We start from the raw sequence: 18,056 nt of genomic DNA on the forward strand, positions 1-18,056 counted from the left end.
GACGGCCCTGCTTATTATTGGAAGTCCGGCAGGCGCTCCGAATCGTGGAACGGCGCGGGATGCAGGGCCAGTATCAAACGGGTCGTGCAGGCGGGAAATGCACGTTCGGCAGGCAAGCTTGTACTTTTCACAAGCACGGCAGGCACAGGCATAAAAGCTGGCAGGCACAGTCAAGCCGCTTATCAGTGCGTTGGTTAACCTCGGGGTTTCTTTGTGAACTGCCAGGAACCTGCCATGAGCGATATCCCGTTGCTGCCTCAAGTGGAAGCCTTTTTGCGTCGCCGCCATGGGCTGTTTATCGACGGCGCCAGTGTGCACAGCCACACCGACGCACGCCTGAGCGTGACCAACCCCGCCACCGGCCAGGTGATCGCCGACGTGGCCGATGCTGACCTGGCGGATATCGACGCTGCGGTCGCTTCTGCCAACCGTGGTTTTCAGCTGTGGTCCCAGGCTGCGCCCGCCATCCGCGGCAACGTGCTGCTTAAATTGGCCGACCTGCTGGAACAGCACCGCGAAGAACTGGCGCAGATCGAAACCTGCCAGTCGGGCAAGATCATCCAGATTTCCCGCGCCTTTGAGGTCGACCAGGCCGCGCACTTCCTGCGCTACTACGCAGGCTGGGCCACCAAGCTCAGCGGCCAGACCCTCACGCCCTCCCTGCCTTCGTTCAATGGCGAGCGTTACACCGCCTTCACCTTGCGCGAACCGGTGGGCGTGGTGGTAGGCATTGTGCCGTGGAATTTCTCGACCATGATCGCCATCTGGAAGCTGGCCTCGGCGCTGGTGACCGGCTGCAGCATCATCATCAAGCCCAGCGAATTCACGCCGCTGACCCTGCTGCGCATCGCCGAACTGGCCATCGACGCCGGCTTGCCGGCGGGGGTGCTCAACGTGCTGACCGGCGGCGGCCATGTCGGCAAGGGGCTGGTGGAACATCCCGGCACGCACAAGGTGTCCTTCACCGGCTCAGTACCCACCGGTATTGCAGTAGGCCGCAGTGCCATGGGCGCCGGGCTGACCCGCGCGACCCTGGAACTGGGTGGCAAGAACGCCGCCGGCTTCCTGCACGACATGGATGTAGACAAAGCGGTGGATGGCATTATCGAAGCGGGCTTCCTGCACTCGGGGCAAATCTGCGCAGCGGCCGAACGTTTCTTCGTGCACCGCTCGCAAATCGACGCCGTGCTGGAAAAACTCAAGGCGCGTCTCAGCCGCCTGATCATCGGCTCGCCCCTGGATGAACACACCGAATTCGGCCCGGTGACCCACCAGCAACACCAACAAAAACTGCTCGGCTACTTCAACCAGGCCCGCACCGAAAACAACACGATCATCCACGGCGGCCACCTCATCGACCGTCCCGGCTGCTACGTCGAACCCACCGTGATCCTGGCCAACCACCTGCACGACACCCTGCTCAACGAAGAAACCTTCGGCCCCATCGCCACCTTCCTGCCCTACGACGACGAAGACGAACTGCTGGCGCTGATGAACCACGGGCCCTACGGGTTGAGTGCCAGCCTGTGGACCAACGACCTGGGCAAGGCCCTGCGCATGATCCCGGCGATCAAGGCAGGCACCTTGTGGGTGAACATGCACACCCTGCTCGACCCGGCGGTGCCGTTTGGCGGCAGCCGGTCTTCGGGGTTAGGCCGGGAGTTTGGTGGTGCGTTTATTGAGGATTACACCGAGCTTAAGTCGGTGATGATTCGGTATTGAATGGCTGTAGGAGCGAGCCTGCTCGCGAAAAACGTCAACGATAACGCGTGCATCCTGAATAAGTGCGGCGGCTATGGTTTTTTCGCAAGCTCGCTCCTGCAAAAGCCCTAACTGAATGGAACCACCGCCTCCGCCTCAACCTCGATCAACCACTCAGGCAACGACAACCCACTGACGATAATCCACGAAGACGGCGGCGGGTTGTGCGCGAAGCGCTGGCGCAGCGCCTCGACAATCGGCTCCTGCTGATCCCGGGCAGATTCGACGATATACAGCCGCAGCATGATCACATGAGACAGGTCGCCTCCCACCTCGGTCAGCACCTTTTCGACATTGTCCAACGCCGTGGCCGTCTGCTCGGCAATACCTGGGCCCACCGTACGCTCTTGAGCATCAACCCCCACCTGCCCGGACAGCATGATCCGCCGACCCTCTGGCACTTCCATGGCCTGGCTGAAACCGTATTGCAGGGAGTTGAATACCGTCGTGGGATTAATGACCTTTCGTTGCATGACCAATCCTTGTTTGTCAGTAGGAAGACAAGGCTAACCTAGAGACTCTGCCCACGCTGACGGTTCAACATCCAGCAACATTTCATGGGGGAAGCGCTGAACCGGGAATGCCCGGGGGCCTGATGAAAACGCGCAAACCCAGCGGACAATGACATTCCCCTGTGGGAGCCGTCGAGCTTTAGCGAGGCCGCGATAGCGGTGGGTCAGGCAATGAATATGTTGACCGTGCCGCCGCCATCGCAGCCTCGCTGGGGCTCGACAGCTCCCACACTGGATAGGCTGCGCCTGGGAGAGTGCGCCAGGCTACCAAGTACCCATCGCCAGGCTGTGCGGCGAAAACTCCGCGAATTGCCACCGCAACGCCAATGCTGCCGGGCGGCGGACCACATGTTCCACCGTTACCGTCCACAGGCGCTGCGCGCCTTCGAACTCAGCCACTTGCGGCCCGCTCAGGATCAACGAAGTACGCCCGGCCACTTGCAGCACGTCACCGGTCTCAAAATCAACAAACAACAACCCCGCCACCGGGTTGGCGTGCAGGTTGCCGAGGGTGTTGAAGAACAGGTTGCCGGCAAAATCCGGGATGGTCAGTACGTTGCCTTCCACCCGCACAAACCCCGTGTTGCCGCCGCGATGGGAAACGTCCACCGAGCGTTCGCCGTGCTGGTCGACGTAGCTGGCGACGAAGAAGGTGTCGGCTTGGCGGATCAGCGCTTGAGCCGCATCGTCCAGGCGGCGGCTGCGCTCGGCCAGGTTGCCGGGTTTGCGTGCAATGCCAGCGACGGGCCGCAGTTGGATGTATTTGGGGCAATTGCCGAAGGTGTGCACTACGTCCACCGCAAAGCCCTCATCCTCAAGCGATCCGATCCGGCCATTCATGCGATTGCGGCGGCGGGTGTTGAGGTCGATGCCCAGCAGGCCGATCGCCGCGCCATCCGCTATCCCAGCCCAGGCGGGATCGCTTTTGGCGGGCAGGCTGTCGATCTGCAGCGTGTGTGGGTCCGGTGAATGCGCAAACCCTGGAGCGCCTTCCAGCATCGTTGCCCAGGGGATGCCTTGTTCGTCCACCACACCCGCGATCAAGTACGGCAGCAGCGGATAAAAATCGCGGTGCTGCTCAGGCAAATGATCACGAATGACCTTGGGCCCGATCATGGCCATGCGTTCAGAAACGCCGGCACTTTCCTGCATGTGTCGTTCGCCGACATGCCAAGGGGATGGTTCAATCGAGTACATGGCGCTCACCTCCGGTTAGATACTGAAGATGCTGCGCCCATGCCGTGACAGAGAGAATGCCCACCCAGGGCAATCCACTATTACGCCAACTGAAACGCCGGATGCTCGCGCAACGCGGTGACGCAGTAGTCGACAAAGCTGCGCACGCGCATCGACGCATGACGGCCTTCGCGGTAGACCACATGCACCGGCTGCGGCGGCAACTCGAAGGTAGGCAACAGGCGCTGCAACTGGCCGCTCGCCAGGTGTTCGTGCAGTGGGTAACTCAAGGCTCGAATCACGCCCGCCCCCTGCACCGCTGCATTGATCGCGCCTTGGACAGTGGCGCAACGCAGCCGGGCGCGAGCCTTGAGGGTGTAATGCGGGAAATCCCAGTGCACCGGGTCGGCGCTGGCAATCAGATGATGCTGCTTGAGTTCAGCCGGATGCCGGGGCTCGCCCCGGATCGCCAAGTAAGCGGGGCTGGCGCAAAGGACAGTGCCCACCTGCCCGACTTGCCGCGCAATCAGCGACGAACTGGGCAATTCGCCGACCAGCACCGCTACGTCCAACCCCTCTACGTGCAGGTTAGGGAAATAGTCGTGGTAATGCGCGATGACACGCACCGCTGGGTAGCGATCCGCATAACCGGCCAACAGCGGCGCCATGACATAGCGGCTGAACAGTAACGGCAGAAATATCCGCAGGTCGCCCTGGGCCTGCACATGCAAACCGTTGGCCGAGGCCTCGGCCGCGTCCACCGCTGCCAGCAGGCGCACGCAGTCGGCAAGGTAAGCCTGGCCTGCATCGGTCAGGTTGACACCGCGTGTACTACGTTGCAGCAACACCACGCGCAGGCGTGCCTCCAGGCGCGCAACTGCACGTACCAGCGTCGGCCCGGAAACCTGCGCATGACGTGCCGCCGACGCCAGGCTGGGTTGCCCGGCCAGCGCGGCAAACAGCTGCATATCGCGATAACGCTCCATCAGGCACGCTGCTTGGTCGCGGCGTTCAGGGCCGGGTCCTGCCCGAGGCGATGGCTGAGGAAATCCACAAACGTATTGACCTTGGCCGGTACTCGACCGTTTTGCTGGAACACCACGTGGATCGGCAGCGGCGCCGGTTCGAAATCCTCCAGTACCAGTTCCAGTTCCCCCGCCGCCACCGCTGCCGCGACTTGATAAGACAGCACCCGCGTCATGCCCCACCCCAGGCGGGCCAGGTTGATCGCGGCATTGTTGGCGGTGACAACCAGGCGTGGCTCGATGGGTACCTTCAGCGGCTGGCCGGCGTCAACGAATGTCCACTCACTGACCAGTTGGCTGGACGATGAGGTGACGAGCTTGGCCTCACGCAACTGCTCGGGGCGCCGGGGGCGCCCGTGTTGGTCAAGATAAGCCGGCGATGCGCACACCACCCGGCGTACTTCGCCGACCTTGATCGCTTGCTGCCCGGATTGCTGCAGGTGGCCGATACGCACCGCCACGTCAACACCTTCGTCGGTCATATTGACCACCCTATCGACCAGCAAGGCGTTGATACTCACCAACGGAAAACGGTCCAGATAATCCCCCAGTACCGGCGCCACATACAGCTCGCCAAACAGCACCGGTGCGGTCACCGTCAACTGGCCGCCCGGGATGGAGTAGCTGCCCGCCGCCGCTTCCTCGGCTTCGTCCAGCTCGGCAAGGATGCGTCGGCAATCGTCCAGGTAACGCTGGCCGGCTTCGGTCAAGTGCAGGCTGCGGGTGGTGCGCGCCAGCAACTGCGTGCCGATGCGTTGTTCCATGGCGGCAATGGCGCGGGTCACGCTGGGCGGCGACGTGTTCAGGCGCCGGGCGGCAGCAGCGAAGCCCTCCTCCTCGGCCACGGCCAGGAACACCTGCATTTCATGAAATCGATCCATCTTTACGCCTTCTGATTATGTGTCCCCCTGTGGCGAGGGAGCTTGCTCCCGCTGGGGCGCGCAGCGGCCCTGAAAGCTGCCAGCGCGGTTTGGCTGAATAAATACGGCAGCCTTGGTGGGGCTGCTGCGCAGCCCAGCGGGAGCAAGCTCCCTCGCCACAGGTGTTGGGCTTCAACTCGATTGCAAACCGACAGCCGTGCGCGGCATGCCCACAAAACCCGGCAGTGCTTCGATGCTGGCGAGCCAGGCGCGTACCTCAGGGTAGTCGGCCAGGGACACATTGCCTTCCGGCGCATGGGCCACGTAGGTGTAGAAAGCGATATCGGCAATGCTGGGCTGCTCACTGGCGAGGAAACGGCTCTGGTTCAGTTGCTGTTCCATCACGCTCAGCAAGGCATGGGCACGGTTGATTGCACTGACAGTGTCCACCTCGGCGCCAAACACCGTGGCCAAGCGCGCCGTGGCAGGCCCGGCATGGAGTGGGCCGGCGGCGGCCGAGAGCCAACGCTGCACCCGGGCTTGCCCGACAGGGTCGCTCGGCAGCCATTCGCCGCGGCCATAGGTGCTGGCCAGATAAATCAGGATCGCATTGGAGTCGGCCAGTACCGTGCCGCCGTCATCAATCACCGGCACCTGGCCAAAGCTGTTCAGGGTGGTGAGGAACTCAGGCGTTTTATGCGCACCTTGCTTGAGGTCCACCAGGATAAATTCACTCGCCAGCCCCAGCAGGGACAACATCAGTTCGACCCGGTGGGAATGGCCGGACAGGGGGAAACCATAGAGTTTGATCGCAGGCTGGGTCATGACAGGCTCCAAATGAGTGGGTATCGACGCCAGGGATGTTCTACCACTGCCATGTCTGGCGGAATGACCAGGATTCACAATCCAGCATTTCATCCAGCGAAACAATCCCTCGTGCACGTCGCAGCCAAGCCTGGCGCGAGGATTTCATGAAAAAATTCAAACTATCGCCGCCCCCGTCGTTCACACCTTCACGTGCAACGTTAAGTAGGAGGCAACATGCAGTACCGACAACTGGGTCATTCCGGCCTGCTGGTATCGGAAATCATCCTGGGCACCGTGCCCTTTGGCGGTCGCGCAGAGTTTGAAAAATGCGGTGCGGTGGACGTGCCCCTGGCCAAGCGCATGTTCGATATGGCGTTCGACGCCGGGGTGAACATGGTCGACACCGCCGACCTCTATTCCCACGGCCTGGCCGAAGAAGTGGTGGGCAAGGCGCTGGGCGACAAGCGCAACGACATTCTGCTGGCCACCAAAGGCCGCAGCCCGGTGGACGACAACCCCAACAACTCCGGCTCGTCGCGCTACCACTTGATCCGCGCCTGCGAAGCCAGCCTCAAGCGCCTGGGCACCGACCACATTGACTTGTACCAACTGCACAACTGGGACGGCATGACGCCAATCGAAGAGACCCTGGAAGCCCTGCGCCTGTTGGTCGGCTCGGGCAAGATCCGCTACTTCGGCACCAGCAACTTCACCGCCTGGCAGATGATGAAAACCCTGGGCAAGGCTGAACTGCACGGCATGCTCAAGCCGATTACCCAGCAGATCTACTACACCCCGGAATCCCGCGAGGCCGAGTACGAGTTGCTACCGTTGGCCCTGGACCAGCAGGTTGGCACTTTGGTGTGGGGCCCGATGGGCGAAGGCTTGCTGACCGGCACGACCCGACGCGGGCACAAGCCGCCCGCCAATACCCGCCAGGGCAGCGGTTGGCCGGAACCCTACGTCCACGACCAGGAACGTGCGCTGGACATTATCGAGACCCTCGCCGCCGTCGGTGATGAACACGGCGTCTCGGTCGCCCGCACCTGCCTGGCCTGGCTCAAGGATCGCCCGGGGATCACCTCGCTGATTATCGGCGCCCGTACGGAAGCACACCTGCGCGATAACCTGGCGGCCACCGAGCTGAAACTCACCGAAGAGCAGTCGGCGCGCATCGAAGCCGTCACTCGCCGTCAGCCGTTGTACCCTTACTGGCACCGCTTCACTGCCGGGATTGATCGTTTTGATCCAGCGGAGCAACCCTTCCTGGCCGAGCATCAAAAAACCCTGGATGCGCGCCAGGACAAGTAAAACAGCACCCGCTCCAATGCCGATGAATTAAGCGAACGCAATGCTCAAAGCAACGAAGATCCAATGTGGGAGCTGGCTTGCCTGCGAAAGCGGTGGTGCAGTAACAGATGCAGCGACTGACCTACCGCTTTCGCGAGCAAGCCCGCTGCCACAGTTGGATCGAGGGACTTCGGGTAGATATGCGCAGGCGGTCAGGGCGTCACGGGAGCAAGCTCCCTCGCCACAGGTTCGGCATCGCCATCTACTCAAAGCAATGAAGCTCAACGCTTGGGTGACATCCCGGCGACACGCGCCATCGCCGCCGGGTCGAGCATTTCCAGGCAGCGGCACAGGGAGTTGAGATCTGGCGATTGCGACAACGACAGATGCAAGGTCTGGCTGGCCGACACCGGCACCACTGACCGCTGCGCGCACTGCCCGTCGTAGATCAGCGCATGCCGGATCATCGGGTTCTCACGGCAGAACTTCAGCAGGTCGAACTGGCGCGAAAGCGCCAGCGCGGTGTTGATGATCAACAGGTCGAACATCACGCCGTTCGAGCGCGTCAGCGCCTGCACTTCTTCGAATGAGCTCAAGGGGGCGATACGGTAATAGCCCAACTGGTTGAGCATTTTCTCGATCTTGACCCGCTGCAAATGCTCCCCGTCGGCGATCAGAAAACGTAATGTTTTATTGGACATAGGCAAACCTGGCAGATGGGCAGCGACGACGATCCTTCAACGCTCGCTACATTACCCGCCAAGGGTGAAGCCTGGCTTTAAGACGATTCCGAAACGGCAACGAGCCGCGAGCCTCTCAAGTGATTAGACTGGCGTGCAGACCACGCCACCACGTTCTTCGAGACCGAGCCCAATGCGCAACCTGTTCTTCGCCAGCCTCTGCTTGCTCACCACCGCCCTCGCGGGCTGCCAGCAACACCCGCCTGCCAACGACCAACTCGACGCCGTGCTCTGGACTCAGACCTCTATCGAACACGAGCTGATCTACCGCCAGCTCTTCGCCAACGCCACCCGCCAACTGGATGTCGCCCTGGCCGACCCGAGCTGGGACGCCCTGCCCTTTGCCCCACGCAACCTGGCCGGCTTGCCCCCGGCCGTGGTGGTGGACATCGACGAAACGCTGTTGGACAACGTGCCCCTCAACGCTCGCGACATCATCAACAATCAGGTCTATTCCTACGATCGCTGGAATACCTGGGTCGAGCAGGCCAAGGCCCAGGCGCTGCCAGGTTCCGTGGCGTTCCTGCAAGCGGCCAGACAAAAAGGTGTCAAGGTGTACTACCTCACCAACCGCGAACACAGCCAGGTCGCGGCCACCGCCAAAAACCTGCGTTTGCGCGGCTTTCCGATTGAGAGCGACGAACAGATCCTGGCGGCCAGCACCCCCACCGGCCACTGCGAAAGCGCGGGTTATGGCAAGAACTGTCGTCGCCAGTGGGTCGCCAACCATGCCCGCGTGCTGTTGATGGCAGGTGACTCGCTGGGAGACTTTGTGCAAGCCGAACACAACACCCTGGATGCACAACGCAAGGCCGTCGAACCCTATGTGAATTGGCTAGGCCAGCGTTGGTTCCTGCTGCCCAACCCGAGCTACGGCAACTGGTATAGCGCGCCGTATGGGGATGATGAGAGCTTGCCGTTTGCGCAAAAACGCAGGCTCAAGCAGCAGGCATTGCTGTTGCAAGAATAGAGAGTAACCATGTGGGCCGTTCATCCCACTCATTTGCACCACCGCCCTCTTGTCATCACACTCATCATCAGCCCGCCAACTCAGGAATCACAGATGCCTCACTCGTTGCTCAAGCCTGCCTTGCCCGGCATTGCGCTGCGGCGGTGGCGTTTGCTGCACCGCATCAAGCAAAGTCATGCGGCGCAGTTGTTCAACGTCACGCAATCGACTATTTCGCGCTGGGAAAGTGGCGTACAAGCGATGGATCCGGCTGCGCATCAGCAGCTAGAGCAACTGTTGGCAGCCCGGCTTGATGCAGCCGCCGATCAGGCATTGGCCCGGCTGGTCAGTGAGAGTTCACAAGCGATGCACCTGGTATGCGACCTGACTCACCGCCTGCTCGCGTGCTCGCCCTCCCGCGCACGCCAGTTCAGCAGCCCGCTCGCCGAGCTTATGGGCCAGTCGTTGTGGCGCTTCGCAACGCCGCAAATCCAACTGATCGAAGCCAGCCTGGAGCACACCGGCTGGCGCGAAACCCAGGCGCCACCGGCTCTTGAGTTCGCCACTGGAAGCAACGATTCCAACCTCGTGCCCATACGCCCCAGCATCTGTCGCTGGACACGCATGACCCTGAGCGATGGCAGCGCAGCACGCCTGGTCGAAACACTATAAAGCCCGCCGCGCATATTTTATGCGTGGACGATCTGCACTCCCGCACCTAGGCTTACCTGCACAATCGACCTTGCGGGGCAGCAGCATGGACATGGAAAAAATCAAAGGTCGTCTCGACTTTCTGCGCGAGGCGGAAAAACTCAAGGATGTGCTCAGAAGCGCCCACACGGCTTCGGGTCGCACTGAAAGCACGGCCGAACACAGTTGGCGCCTGTGTCTGATGGCGATGGTGTTCGCTGATCAATTGCCCGGCCTGGACCTGCTGAAAATCCTCAAGATGTGCGTTATCCACGATTTGGGCGAAGCCATCCACGGCGATGTCCCTGCGGTTAATCAGGTGGCCTTTCCCAACAAGGGCGAACAGGAACGGCGCGATCTGCTGCTCTTGGCGCAGTCCCTGGACAGCCCCCTGAAAGCCGAGATCCTGGCGTTATGGGATGACTACGAGAACGCGCTTTCGCCGGAAGCAAAAGCCGTCAAGGCCATGGACAAACTGGAGACCCTGCTGCAGCACACCCAGGGGCTGAACCCTCCCGATTTCGATTACGCCTTCAACCTGGCCTACGGCAAAAAACACACAGATGCCCAACCCTTGTTCGAAGCGTTGCGAGCACTGATCGATCAAGCGACAGAGCAAAGGCTCCACGCCGCAGAGTGACGGGTGTGATCACACCGCCCTGGCCGCAATCGCCTCCACCTCCACCAACGCCCCCGGCAACGGCAACGCCACTACTTGCAACGCGGTGCGCGCCGGTTTGTTTGGCTGTTCGGGCGTGCCAAAGAACTGGGTATAGCCGCGCTGCAACCCGGCAAAATCCAGCTTGCCATCGGTCTCTTCGGCGCCGACCAGAAACACCCGTAACTGCACGATGTCGCCCAGGTCCAGGTCGTGTTGGCGCAGGATCTGGCGCAGTTTGTTGAACACTGAAACGCTCTGCACTTCGGTGTCGCCATACAGCCCAGGCACCTTCGGGTCGGCGGGGTCCGGCAGCGTGCCGCTGACAAACACCAGGCTGGCCGAGGCCGGCACGGTGACGGTTTGCGAGATGGGGAATTCGCCGACGCTGGTGCGTTGGATGCTGTCGCTCATGGTGAGGCTCCTCAGGATGCGGCCAACGCCGCGAGTTGGTGTTGTTGGGTGATGCGCTCGGCCAGTTGCGCGACCACATGGCGCGCCGAGTTGGCTGCCGATTCCTGCCAGATACCCACGCCGCTCTGCACCAGGCCGTCGCCGGCGAAGTACACCCGGCCATGGGGCTGTTCAAGCAGGGCGTGGGCCTCGGCGGGGAAGTGTTCGCGTTGCAACCACGGGCCTTCGCTGTAGGGGATCTGCTCCCAGGACACCGCCAGAGGATTGCGCAAGTGCCTGGAATAACCTGGATGCAACAGCTCCACGGCTTGCCGGGAAGCGGCGTACTGCTGATCGAGGGGCTGGCCGCCAAACACGTCAGCGCCCTCGCCGGTCACGTAACCGGCCACCAGCACGCCTTCGCGGGTGTTGAGGTCGTTGCTGGGGTACCACAGCAGGCGCGCCGGGTGCTCGATCCACGACAAGCCGCCGTAGGTACGGTAGTCGGTCTCCCAAAAGCGCGGGGATTGCCAGGCCACCTTGGTCGCCTGGTCGCTGCGGGTGCTGAGCAGGGCCGCCTTGACCGGCGCGCTGAAGTCCGTATCGAGCTTGGCCAGCAGGGGCAGCGGCAAGGTGGAGACCAGAAAGTCGGCACGCACCACCTGTTCACGGCCACTGTGCTGGTCGTGGTAGGTCACCGCCACGCCGTCCTCCAGCTGGCGGATCTGCCGCACCTGGGCGCCCAGTTGCACCTGCTCCTGCACGCGTCGGTAGAAGGCCTCGGTGATGCGGTCCATGCCGCCCACTGGCTGGAACATGGTGGCCGAAAACTCCGGAAATTCGGTGTGTAACAGAGCGCCCCAGAGTTCCGGGTGCAGCAAGCGGTCCAACCCCAACGGTTTATGGCGGGCGGGCAAGGCGCCAGGGTGGGCGGCAGATTCAAGGTGCCCGGAGCGAAGGGTGCCTTCAAAAGCCAACTCTTGGGACAGGTCACCGTACACCTGCAAAAAACCGAGCAGGCGTGTGCGCTCTTCGCCACTTAATACATCATCGAGAGCGTCGCGTTGCACCGCTTTGGCCAGCAACCCCGACAGATGCCCGCGGGTATCGTTGAGCGCCTGGCCGACACTGAACGCCGCTTGGCTGAGGTCCGGCCGCACCTGGGCGCCATGGCTGCTGTTGACCAGCACTTCCAACGGCACGCCAAGCTCACTGCAATAGTCGAGGATCGTGCGGTGCTGGCTGGGGATGCGCGCCGGCCCGGCGTTGAAATACTGGCCTGGGTCAAACCCCACCGTCTGCGAGCGACCGTCCTTATAGTCCACGCGGTCGCCGTTACGCAGGGTCCAGGTGCGGCCACCCACGCGCTCGCGGGCCTCCAGCACCTGCACACTGAAGCCGGCGCGTGTCAACTCCAGCGCAGTGACCAGCCCGGCAATTCCGGCGCCCAGCACCAGAACCCGAGTGCCCTGCCCCAGGTCGTCCTTGAGTTTCAGCGGTTGCGGTCGGCGGTGTGACGATGGGCCCAGGCCCAACACCGCCAATGCGTCCTTGACCGCCTTCTCACCGCCGACTGCGGCAATACTCGATAGCGCTTCACGTCGTGTCAGTCCCATGTCGATGCTCCTAGTCCGGCAGGCCCGGTGGGTTGATCAGCGACTTATCGACGCGCTCGACATCCAGGCCCCAACGTTGGAGCACCTGCTCGTACTGGCCGCCGGCAATCGCACCCTGCAGTGCCGTGTGGATCGGCTGCACCAGGCCGTTGTCCTTGCGCGTGGTCACCGCGATATCCGCCTGCAACGGCCAGCCACCATTGACGGTGCCGACACGCTTGATGCCGCCGGTGATCGCTGCCGAATAGGCATACACCGAGTTCGGCCCGAACAGTGCGTCGCTGCGCCCAGACTGCACCGCCAGTTGTGCGGCGGCCTGGTCGTCGAAGTACTGCAACAACGCAGGTTTGAGGCCGGCTTTCTCATTGGCCTCGTTCCACGCCAGCAGGACTTTTTCCTGGTTGGTGCCGGAGCCGACGATGATCTTCAGCCCGGCAATATCCGCCGCCTGCTTGATCTCACTGATCTTGCTGGTGCTCTTGACGTAAAACCCGAGCACATCCTGGCGGTAGGTGGCGAAGTCGAAACGCTTTTTGCGTGCCTCGGTCACGGTGACGTTGCTGATCACCGCGTCGTATTTGCCCGAGCTGACGCCCAGGGGCCAGTCTTCCCAACTGGTCTGCACTACGTTGAGTTGCAGGCCAAGGCTGTCGGCTACCAATTGGGCGGTGTCGGCCTCGCTGCCGATGGTGGTCTTGTCGTCACTGGCCAGCAGCGCCAGCGGTGGCCCGGCTACGCCTGACACGGCCACGGTGAACTTGCCCGGCTGGGCGAACTTGAAGCCGGGCGGGATCTGCGCGATGGCCGCTTCATTGCGTGGCGCATGGATGCGCGGGCGATCGGGGCTGAGGTCGACCTGTTGCACGGCAAATGCGCTGTGGGCAGCGGCCCCGGCAATTGCCAGCAGGACGACACGGGCAGTGGTGATAAACATGGGCAGTCACTCCTTGAACTAAAGCACTTTGCCGAGAAAGGCCTGGGTGCGGGGATGTCGGGGTTGGCGCAGGATCTGTTCGGGCGGGCCTTCTTCGATCAGTTGGCCGTCGCAGAGGAACACCACGTGGTCGGCCACTTCGCGGGCAAAGCCGATCTCATGGGTGACGATCACCAGGGTCACGCCCAGTTGGGTCAGGCCCTTGATCACGTCCAGTACCTCGCCCACCAGTTCCGGGTCGAGGGCCGAGGTGGGCTCGTCGAACAGCAGCACTTTGGGGTCGAGCGCCAAGGCCCGGGCGATGGCGACGCGTTGCTGTTGGCCGCCGGAGAGCTGGCGCGGGTAGGCGTCGGCCTTGTCCGCCAGGCCGACCTTGGCGAGTAATTCATCGGCCTTGTCACGGGCCTGCAGCCGGCTCCAGCGCTTGTGCGCCAGGGGCGCTTCGGCGATGTTTTCCCAGGCGGTGAGGTGGGGAAACAGGTTGAAGTTCTGGAACACGAAGCCCACGTCGACACGGCGCTTGAGAATCTCGCGTTCGGTGAGTTCAAAAAGCAGGTCGCCTTTGCGCCGATATCCGACGTACTCACCGTCGATGGTGATATGCCCGCTGTCGATCTTCTCCAAATGGTTGATGGTGCGCAGCAAGGTGGACTTGCCCGAGCCGGACGGCCCGAGGATCACCGTGACCTTGCCAGGGTCAATGCTCAGGTCGATATGATCGAGTACCTGCTGGTTGCCAAAGCGCTTGCCCACGCCCTGGATCTGAATGCGCCCGGCGCGTGCTTCAGGCATGGGCCTTCTCCTTGAACCAGCGGCGCACGCGCTGCAACGGCGTGGGTGGCAGCACCCGCGCGGTGCCCCGGGCGAAGTGGCGCTCGACGTAGTACTGGGCGCTGGTGAGCACGGTGGTGATGATCAGGTACCAGACCGTGGCGACGATCAGCAACGGGATCACCGCCTGGGTGCGGTTGTAGATGACCTGCACGGTATAGAACAGCTCGGGCAAGGCCAGCACGTAGACAATCGAGGTGCCCTTGACCAGGCCGATGATTTCGTTGAACCCCGACGGCAAGATCGAGCGCAGCGCCTGGGGCAGGATGATCCGGAAGATGCGTCGAGAGGCCGGCAGCCCCAAGGCCGCCGCCGCCTCATGCTGGCCGGCATCCACGCCAATCAGCCCACCGCGAATGATCTCCGCCGCGTAGGCCGCCTGCATCAGGCTCAAGCCCAGGACGGCCACGGTAAATTGGCTGAGCACATCCACCGTCGACCACTCGGCGAACACCAGGTCGGTGAACGGCACGCCTAGCACGATGTGGTCGTACAGGTAGGCAAAGTTGTAGAGGATGATCAGCACCAGCAACGCCGGCATCGACCGGAAAAACCAGATATAGCCCCAGGCCAACGCCGCCAGCAACGGCGAACCCGACAGCCGCGCCAGGGCGAGCGCGGTACCCAGCAGGATGCTGAACACTGTGCTCAACAGCGTCAGCAGCAACGTCTGGCCCAACCCGCGCAGCACCGAGGGCGAAAAGAACCACTGGCCGAACACCCCCCATTCCCAGCGCGGGTTGGTGGCCAGGGAGTGCACGATGGCGAGTAATACCAGCGCGGCGAAAATCGACCCGGCCCAGCGCCAGGGGTGCCGGGCCGGCACCACGCGCAACGCCTTGATTGGCGTGGCGGCACGGCGCTGGCGCAGCGGTTGGGCGCTGACTTCATCCAGCAGGTCATAGGGTTTGGCGACAATGGGCATGTTCTTTTCCTCGCAGGCCTCAGAAGGCGTAAGTCAGCCGGGTGTAGTAATACCCACCGGTAAAACCGTAGGGCGAATAGGTGCCGTAGCTGGCAACCATGGTGCTGCTCGGCACCCCTTGTTTCTTGGGATAGAGGTCGAACAGGTTCTTGGCGCCGATGGCAATGTTCAGGTCTTTGGTGAGGCTGTAGCCCAGGTCGAGGTCGGTGATCCAGCGGGCGTTGTAGACCCGGTCCAGGTCACGATTGGCCGATGAGTTCACTTCCTTGTACGAGCCGTAGCGGGTCAGGGCCAGGTTGAGGTTGAAGCGTTCGATACTCCAGTCACCGCCCAGGATCAGCTTGGTGTTGGGTTGCACGCCGGTGATCAGGTTGCGCGCCTGGCGGTCCATCAGGTCGTAGGAGGTACCAAGAATGTGGGTGGATTCCTTGTAGTTGAGGATTTGGGTCTGGTTCCAGTTAAACGCGGCGGTCCACTTCAGCGCGCCGAACGCGCCCAGGTCCTGGTTGTAGCTGCTGACCAGGTCCAGACCTTTGGTGCGGGTGTCGGCGCCGTTGATAAAGTACTGGCCGCCGGAGGTGGAGTTGATGCCGTTGTTCTGCAACACCTGGGTGACTTCCGGGCCCAGCAAGGTGCCGGTAAGGGTGATGCGGTCACGCAGGTTGATCACGTAGGCATCGGCGGTGAAGCTCAGGCGGTCGGTGGGCGTGAGCGTGAAACCAAGGCTGAAGTTGGTGGAGCGCTCGGGCTTCAACGCCTGCGCGCCTAGCGCCTGGGCCGCCGCCGAGCCCACGGGGAGCACGCCATAGTTGATCGACTGATACACCCCATCGACGACGCCATAGGTGGTGGAGCGCGCACTGAACAGACTGTTGGCCAGGGACGGCGCACGAAAGCCATTGCTCACGGTGGCACGCACCGCGAACTGCGGGGTGAAGTCGTAGCGGGTGGTCAGCTTGCCGCTGCGGGTGGCGCCCACGCCCTCGTTGTAATGCTCATAACGCACCGCCGTGCCAACGTACCAGTCCGGCATGGGGTTGAAACCCACATCCACGTAACCGGCCAGGCTGTTGCGTGACGCGCTGCTTTCTTCGTCCGGTGAAATACCGTTGGTGACCTGTGCCCCGGACGACGCACAGTTACCCGGCGCCACGCAGTAACCGCCATTGGCATAAGACGCGTAATCGCCGGCTTGCACCTCGTAAGTGTCGCGCCGATGCTCGAAGCCATAGGACAGGTCCAAGGGCTTTTGCAGTCCGATGTCGAAGCCACGCTTGAAGTCCAGGTTGGTGGTCAGCTCGGTGGAAATCCAGGTACCGGAGGTGAAGCTGTTCGGCGTGGCTTCGCCCAGGGAAGGGTTCTGGTTGTGGGTGGTGCCCTGCTCCGCTTCGTTGCGCCCATAGGTGGTAGACAAGTCCCAGTCCCACTCGCCCACAGTGCCCTTGCCACCAAACGCCGCCTGGAAGTCGTCCTCGTCGATGTACCAGGTCGGGGTGTACCCGGCCGGGTAACCGTTAGGCCCGGTGGTGATGGTGTTGGTGATGGTCGGCAGACGGAAGTTCTGCCCCTGCTCGGCCTTGCGTCGCGAGTAGGTGGTAAAGGAGTAGAGGCTGAGGCTGTCGTCGATCGGCAACTCGGCGTTGTAGCCCAGGGTCAGCAGGTTGGTCTTGGGCGTACCGTAGCCGCCATAGGTGGACTTGCCCGCCAGGCCATAGGCTTGCTCATAGGTGTAGCCGTTGGCGCTGGCCTTGTTGTCATCGTTCTGGCTGCGCGCATCCAGGGCCAGTTGCACGATGCCGCCGTTGCCGATTTCGAAGCCCTTGTTTAGGCTTTGCTGCACGGTCTGTTTCTTGCCGTCGTAGCCAAGGCCCGCGTGGGTCACCGAGGTACCACGGGTGTCGGCCTTGAGGATCACGTTGATCACCCCGGCGATGGCGTCAGACCCGTATTGGGCAGCCGCACCATCGCGCAGCACTTCGACATGGTCGATGGCGCTGATGGGGATCAGGTCCAGGTCAGCCGGCGCCGCGCCGGTGTTGATGCCGTTGATATTCAAGGTGGCACTGGTGTGGCGGCGCTTGCCGTTGACCAGCACCAACACTTCGGCGGCGCTCAAACCCCGCAGGTTAGGTGCCCGGGCAATGCCGCTGGCGTCCCAACCGGTTTTTTCCGGCAGGGTCAGCGAAGGGATCACCGCGCTCAACGCCTCCATCAATCCGGGCTTGCCGGTGTTTTGCAATTGCCGGGCGCTGACCACGTCAATCGGCACCGGGCTGCTGGTGACCGTGCGCTGCTCGGCGCCACGGTTGCCGGTCACGACGACCGTCGACAAGGTGCTGTCATCCTGGGCCTGGGCTGCTGCGGCGAACAGCGACAGGGTCAGGGTCAGGGTCAGGGTCAGGGTCAGGGCAGCAGTAGGTTGCAGAATTTGCTTCATATCCATTCCCAGCTTTTTCCAAATCGCAAAGTCGGGCAGGCACGCGCCTGGCGCGGCGTGGCCGGTGTTCAAAGGAGCGATGCGGCTTGGGCTAGGTGTGGGGCAAGCGAGGGGTTTGAAGTGGCAACATACGTTGAGCTCCCGTCCAACGACTCTGCGGCGGCGGGATGATTACCCGGTCAGGCGCGCAGAATCTGAATCACGCTGGGTACCATCCGAGGTCAGGGGTAGGCTGTTGGGATCAAACATAACGGAATGGATTTTAAAAATATAATGCTATTTGGGCATAAGCTAATATTCTGTACTTTCATTATTTATAAAAATAATTATTCATAAAAATGATTTTTAATCTGAGCGCGCAGAACGCTCAAAGTGTGGGAGGGGGCGTGCTCCTGATGACTGTGGGCCAGTCAAAATGCACTTGCTGACACGCCCCCACCGCAACGGTAACT

General features: G+C 62.2%; 17 protein-coding genes. 5 read left to right on the forward strand and 12 right to left on the reverse strand.

The window, feature by feature from the left end; all coding sequences use genetic code 11:
* Positions 1–234 precede the first annotated feature (234 nt).
* On the forward strand, positions 235–1,722 hold the full coding sequence (locus APH41_RS03720) for an aldehyde dehydrogenase family protein (RefSeq protein WP_054917509.1): 1,488 nt from the start codon (positions 235–237) through the stop codon (positions 1,720–1,722).
* A gap of 107 nt (positions 1,723–1,829) precedes the next feature.
* Here APH41_RS03720 and APH41_RS03725 read toward each other — a convergent pair whose 3' ends face one another.
* From APH41_RS03725 to APH41_RS03745, 5 genes are all read right to left on the reverse strand, one after another.
* Entirely contained in the window at positions 1,830–2,234 is a 405-nt protein-coding gene (locus APH41_RS03725; RefSeq protein ID WP_054897401.1) for a RidA family protein, read from the reverse strand.
* A 303-nt stretch (positions 2,235–2,537) separates the two neighbouring features.
* Positions 2,538–3,470: a pyridoxamine 5'-phosphate oxidase family protein gene (locus APH41_RS03730; RefSeq protein ID WP_054917510.1), complete on the reverse strand. Its 933-nt coding sequence runs from the start codon at positions 3,468–3,470 to the stop codon at positions 2,538–2,540.
* A gap of 80 nt (positions 3,471–3,550) precedes the next feature.
* Complete coding sequence (locus APH41_RS03735; protein WP_054897397.1) at positions 3,551–4,435, reverse strand: LysR family transcriptional regulator; 885 nt, start codon at positions 4,433–4,435, stop codon at positions 3,551–3,553.
* Positions 4,435–5,355 (reverse strand): LysR family transcriptional regulator, encoded by a 921-nt coding sequence (locus APH41_RS03740; protein ID WP_054917511.1) that lies wholly within the window; start codon positions 5,353–5,355, stop codon positions 4,435–4,437. Before APH41_RS03740 ends, APH41_RS03735 begins: the two co-directional genes overlap by 1 nt.
* A gap of 171 nt (positions 5,356–5,526) precedes the next feature.
* Complete coding sequence (locus tag APH41_RS03745) at positions 5,527–6,159, reverse strand: glutathione S-transferase family protein (RefSeq protein ID WP_034128205.1); 633 nt, start codon at positions 6,157–6,159, stop codon at positions 5,527–5,529.
* Positions 6,160–6,375: 216 nt separating this feature from the next.
* On the opposite strand from APH41_RS03745, the gene APH41_RS03750 reads away from it, so the two are divergent.
* Positions 6,376–7,452 carry an aldo/keto reductase gene (locus APH41_RS03750; protein ID WP_054898365.1) on the forward strand — a complete coding sequence of 359 codons (1,077 nt, stop codon included), beginning with the start codon at positions 6,376–6,378 and terminating at the stop codon, positions 7,450–7,452.
* A 260-nt stretch (positions 7,453–7,712) separates the two neighbouring features.
* Here APH41_RS03750 and APH41_RS03755 read toward each other — a convergent pair whose 3' ends face one another.
* A complete protein-coding gene (locus APH41_RS03755; protein ID WP_054917512.1) occupies positions 7,713–8,132 on the reverse strand; it encodes a hypothetical protein in 420 nt (139 codons plus the stop codon).
* Positions 8,133–8,304: 172 nt separating this feature from the next.
* Here APH41_RS03755 and APH41_RS03760 point away from each other — a divergent pair, with 172 nt between their 5' ends.
* From APH41_RS03760 to APH41_RS03770, 3 genes are all read left to right on the forward strand, one after another.
* Positions 8,305–9,141, forward strand: a complete 837-nt coding sequence (locus tag APH41_RS03760) for a 5'-nucleotidase, lipoprotein e(P4) family (RefSeq protein WP_054917514.1) — start codon at positions 8,305–8,307, stop codon at positions 9,139–9,141.
* A gap of 93 nt (positions 9,142–9,234) precedes the next feature.
* Complete coding sequence (locus tag APH41_RS03765; RefSeq protein ID WP_034128210.1) at positions 9,235–9,792, forward strand: helix-turn-helix transcriptional regulator; 558 nt, start codon at positions 9,235–9,237, stop codon at positions 9,790–9,792.
* A gap of 85 nt (positions 9,793–9,877) precedes the next feature.
* Positions 9,878–10,450, forward strand: coding sequence for an HD family hydrolase (locus tag APH41_RS03770; protein ID WP_054917517.1), 573 nt, complete (start codon positions 9,878–9,880; stop codon positions 10,448–10,450).
* 9 nt (positions 10,451–10,459) lie between these two features.
* Here APH41_RS03770 and APH41_RS03775 read toward each other — a convergent pair whose 3' ends face one another.
* From APH41_RS03775 to APH41_RS03800, 6 genes are read right to left on the reverse strand one after another with little or no spacing between them, the layout of a single operon-like run.
* Positions 10,460–10,882 (reverse strand): RidA family protein, encoded by a 423-nt coding sequence (locus APH41_RS03775; protein WP_054917519.1) that lies wholly within the window; start codon positions 10,880–10,882, stop codon positions 10,460–10,462.
* Between the two features lie 11 nt (positions 10,883–10,893).
* The gene (locus APH41_RS03780) at positions 10,894–12,477 is read right to left on the reverse strand and encodes an FAD-dependent oxidoreductase (protein ID WP_054898357.1); all 1,584 of its coding nucleotides are present in this window, start codon (positions 12,475–12,477) and stop codon (positions 10,894–10,896) included.
* 10 nt (positions 12,478–12,487) lie between these two features.
* Positions 12,488–13,411 (reverse strand): ABC transporter substrate-binding protein, encoded by a 924-nt coding sequence (locus tag APH41_RS03785; RefSeq protein ID WP_054917520.1) that lies wholly within the window; start codon positions 13,409–13,411, stop codon positions 12,488–12,490.
* A gap of 18 nt (positions 13,412–13,429) precedes the next feature.
* Positions 13,430–14,203: an amino acid ABC transporter ATP-binding protein gene (locus APH41_RS03790; RefSeq protein WP_054917521.1), complete on the reverse strand. Its 774-nt coding sequence runs from the start codon at positions 14,201–14,203 to the stop codon at positions 13,430–13,432.
* Positions 14,196–15,167 (reverse strand): amino acid ABC transporter permease, encoded by a 972-nt coding sequence (locus tag APH41_RS03795; protein ID WP_054898355.1) that lies wholly within the window; start codon positions 15,165–15,167, stop codon positions 14,196–14,198. Before APH41_RS03795 ends, APH41_RS03790 begins: the two co-directional genes overlap by 8 nt.
* Before the next feature lie 19 nt (positions 15,168–15,186).
* Positions 15,187–17,604 carry a TonB-dependent siderophore receptor gene (locus tag APH41_RS03800; RefSeq protein ID WP_054917523.1) on the reverse strand — a complete coding sequence of 806 codons (2,418 nt, stop codon included), beginning with the start codon at positions 17,602–17,604 and terminating at the stop codon, positions 15,187–15,189.
* Between the last annotated feature and the right edge of the window lie 452 nt (positions 17,605–18,056).

The sequence above is a fragment of the Pseudomonas sp. NBRC 111138 genome (assembly GCF_001320835.1).
In the GTDB taxonomy this organism is placed as follows: Bacteria; Pseudomonadota; Gammaproteobacteria; order Pseudomonadales; family Pseudomonadaceae; genus Aquipseudomonas; species Aquipseudomonas paracarnis.

Coding starts and splice junctions, on each gene's coding strand:
- APH41_RS03755 (WP_054917512.1), bottom strand. CDS start 8,132: ATGTCCAATAAAACATTACGTTTTCTGATCGCCGACGGGGAGCATTTG.
- APH41_RS03785 (WP_054917520.1), bottom strand. CDS start 13,411: ATGTTTATCACCACTGCCCGTGTCGTCCTGCTGGCAATTGCCGGGGCC.
- APH41_RS03730 (WP_054917510.1), bottom strand. CDS start 3,470: ATGTACTCGATTGAACCATCCCCTTGGCATGTCGGCGAACGACACATG.
- APH41_RS03745 (WP_034128205.1), bottom strand. CDS start 6,159: ATGACCCAGCCTGCGATCAAACTCTATGGTTTCCCCCTGTCCGGCCAT.
- APH41_RS03775 (WP_054917519.1), bottom strand. CDS start 10,882: ATGAGCGACAGCATCCAACGCACCAGCGTCGGCGAATTCCCCATCTCG.
- APH41_RS03720 (WP_054917509.1), top strand. CDS start 235: ATGAGCGATATCCCGTTGCTGCCTCAAGTGGAAGCCTTTTTGCGTCGC.
- APH41_RS03765 (WP_034128210.1), top strand. CDS start 9,235: ATGCCTCACTCGTTGCTCAAGCCTGCCTTGCCCGGCATTGCGCTGCGG.
- APH41_RS03800 (WP_054917523.1), bottom strand. CDS start 17,604: ATGAAGCAAATTCTGCAACCTACTGCTGCCCTGACCCTGACCCTGACC.
- APH41_RS03780 (WP_054898357.1), bottom strand. CDS start 12,477: ATGGGACTGACACGACGTGAAGCGCTATCGAGTATTGCCGCAGTCGGC.
- APH41_RS03735 (WP_054897397.1), bottom strand. CDS start 4,435: ATGGAGCGTTATCGCGATATGCAGCTGTTTGCCGCGCTGGCCGGGCAA.
- APH41_RS03760 (WP_054917514.1), top strand. CDS start 8,305: ATGCGCAACCTGTTCTTCGCCAGCCTCTGCTTGCTCACCACCGCCCTC.
- APH41_RS03750 (WP_054898365.1), top strand. CDS start 6,376: ATGCAGTACCGACAACTGGGTCATTCCGGCCTGCTGGTATCGGAAATC.
- APH41_RS03795 (WP_054898355.1), bottom strand. CDS start 15,167: ATGCCCATTGTCGCCAAACCCTATGACCTGCTGGATGAAGTCAGCGCC.
- APH41_RS03740 (WP_054917511.1), bottom strand. CDS start 5,355: ATGGATCGATTTCATGAAATGCAGGTGTTCCTGGCCGTGGCCGAGGAG.
- APH41_RS03790 (WP_054917521.1), bottom strand. CDS start 14,203: ATGCCTGAAGCACGCGCCGGGCGCATTCAGATCCAGGGCGTGGGCAAG.
- APH41_RS03770 (WP_054917517.1), top strand. CDS start 9,878: ATGGACATGGAAAAAATCAAAGGTCGTCTCGACTTTCTGCGCGAGGCG.
- APH41_RS03725 (WP_054897401.1), bottom strand. CDS start 2,234: ATGCAACGAAAGGTCATTAATCCCACGACGGTATTCAACTCCCTGCAA.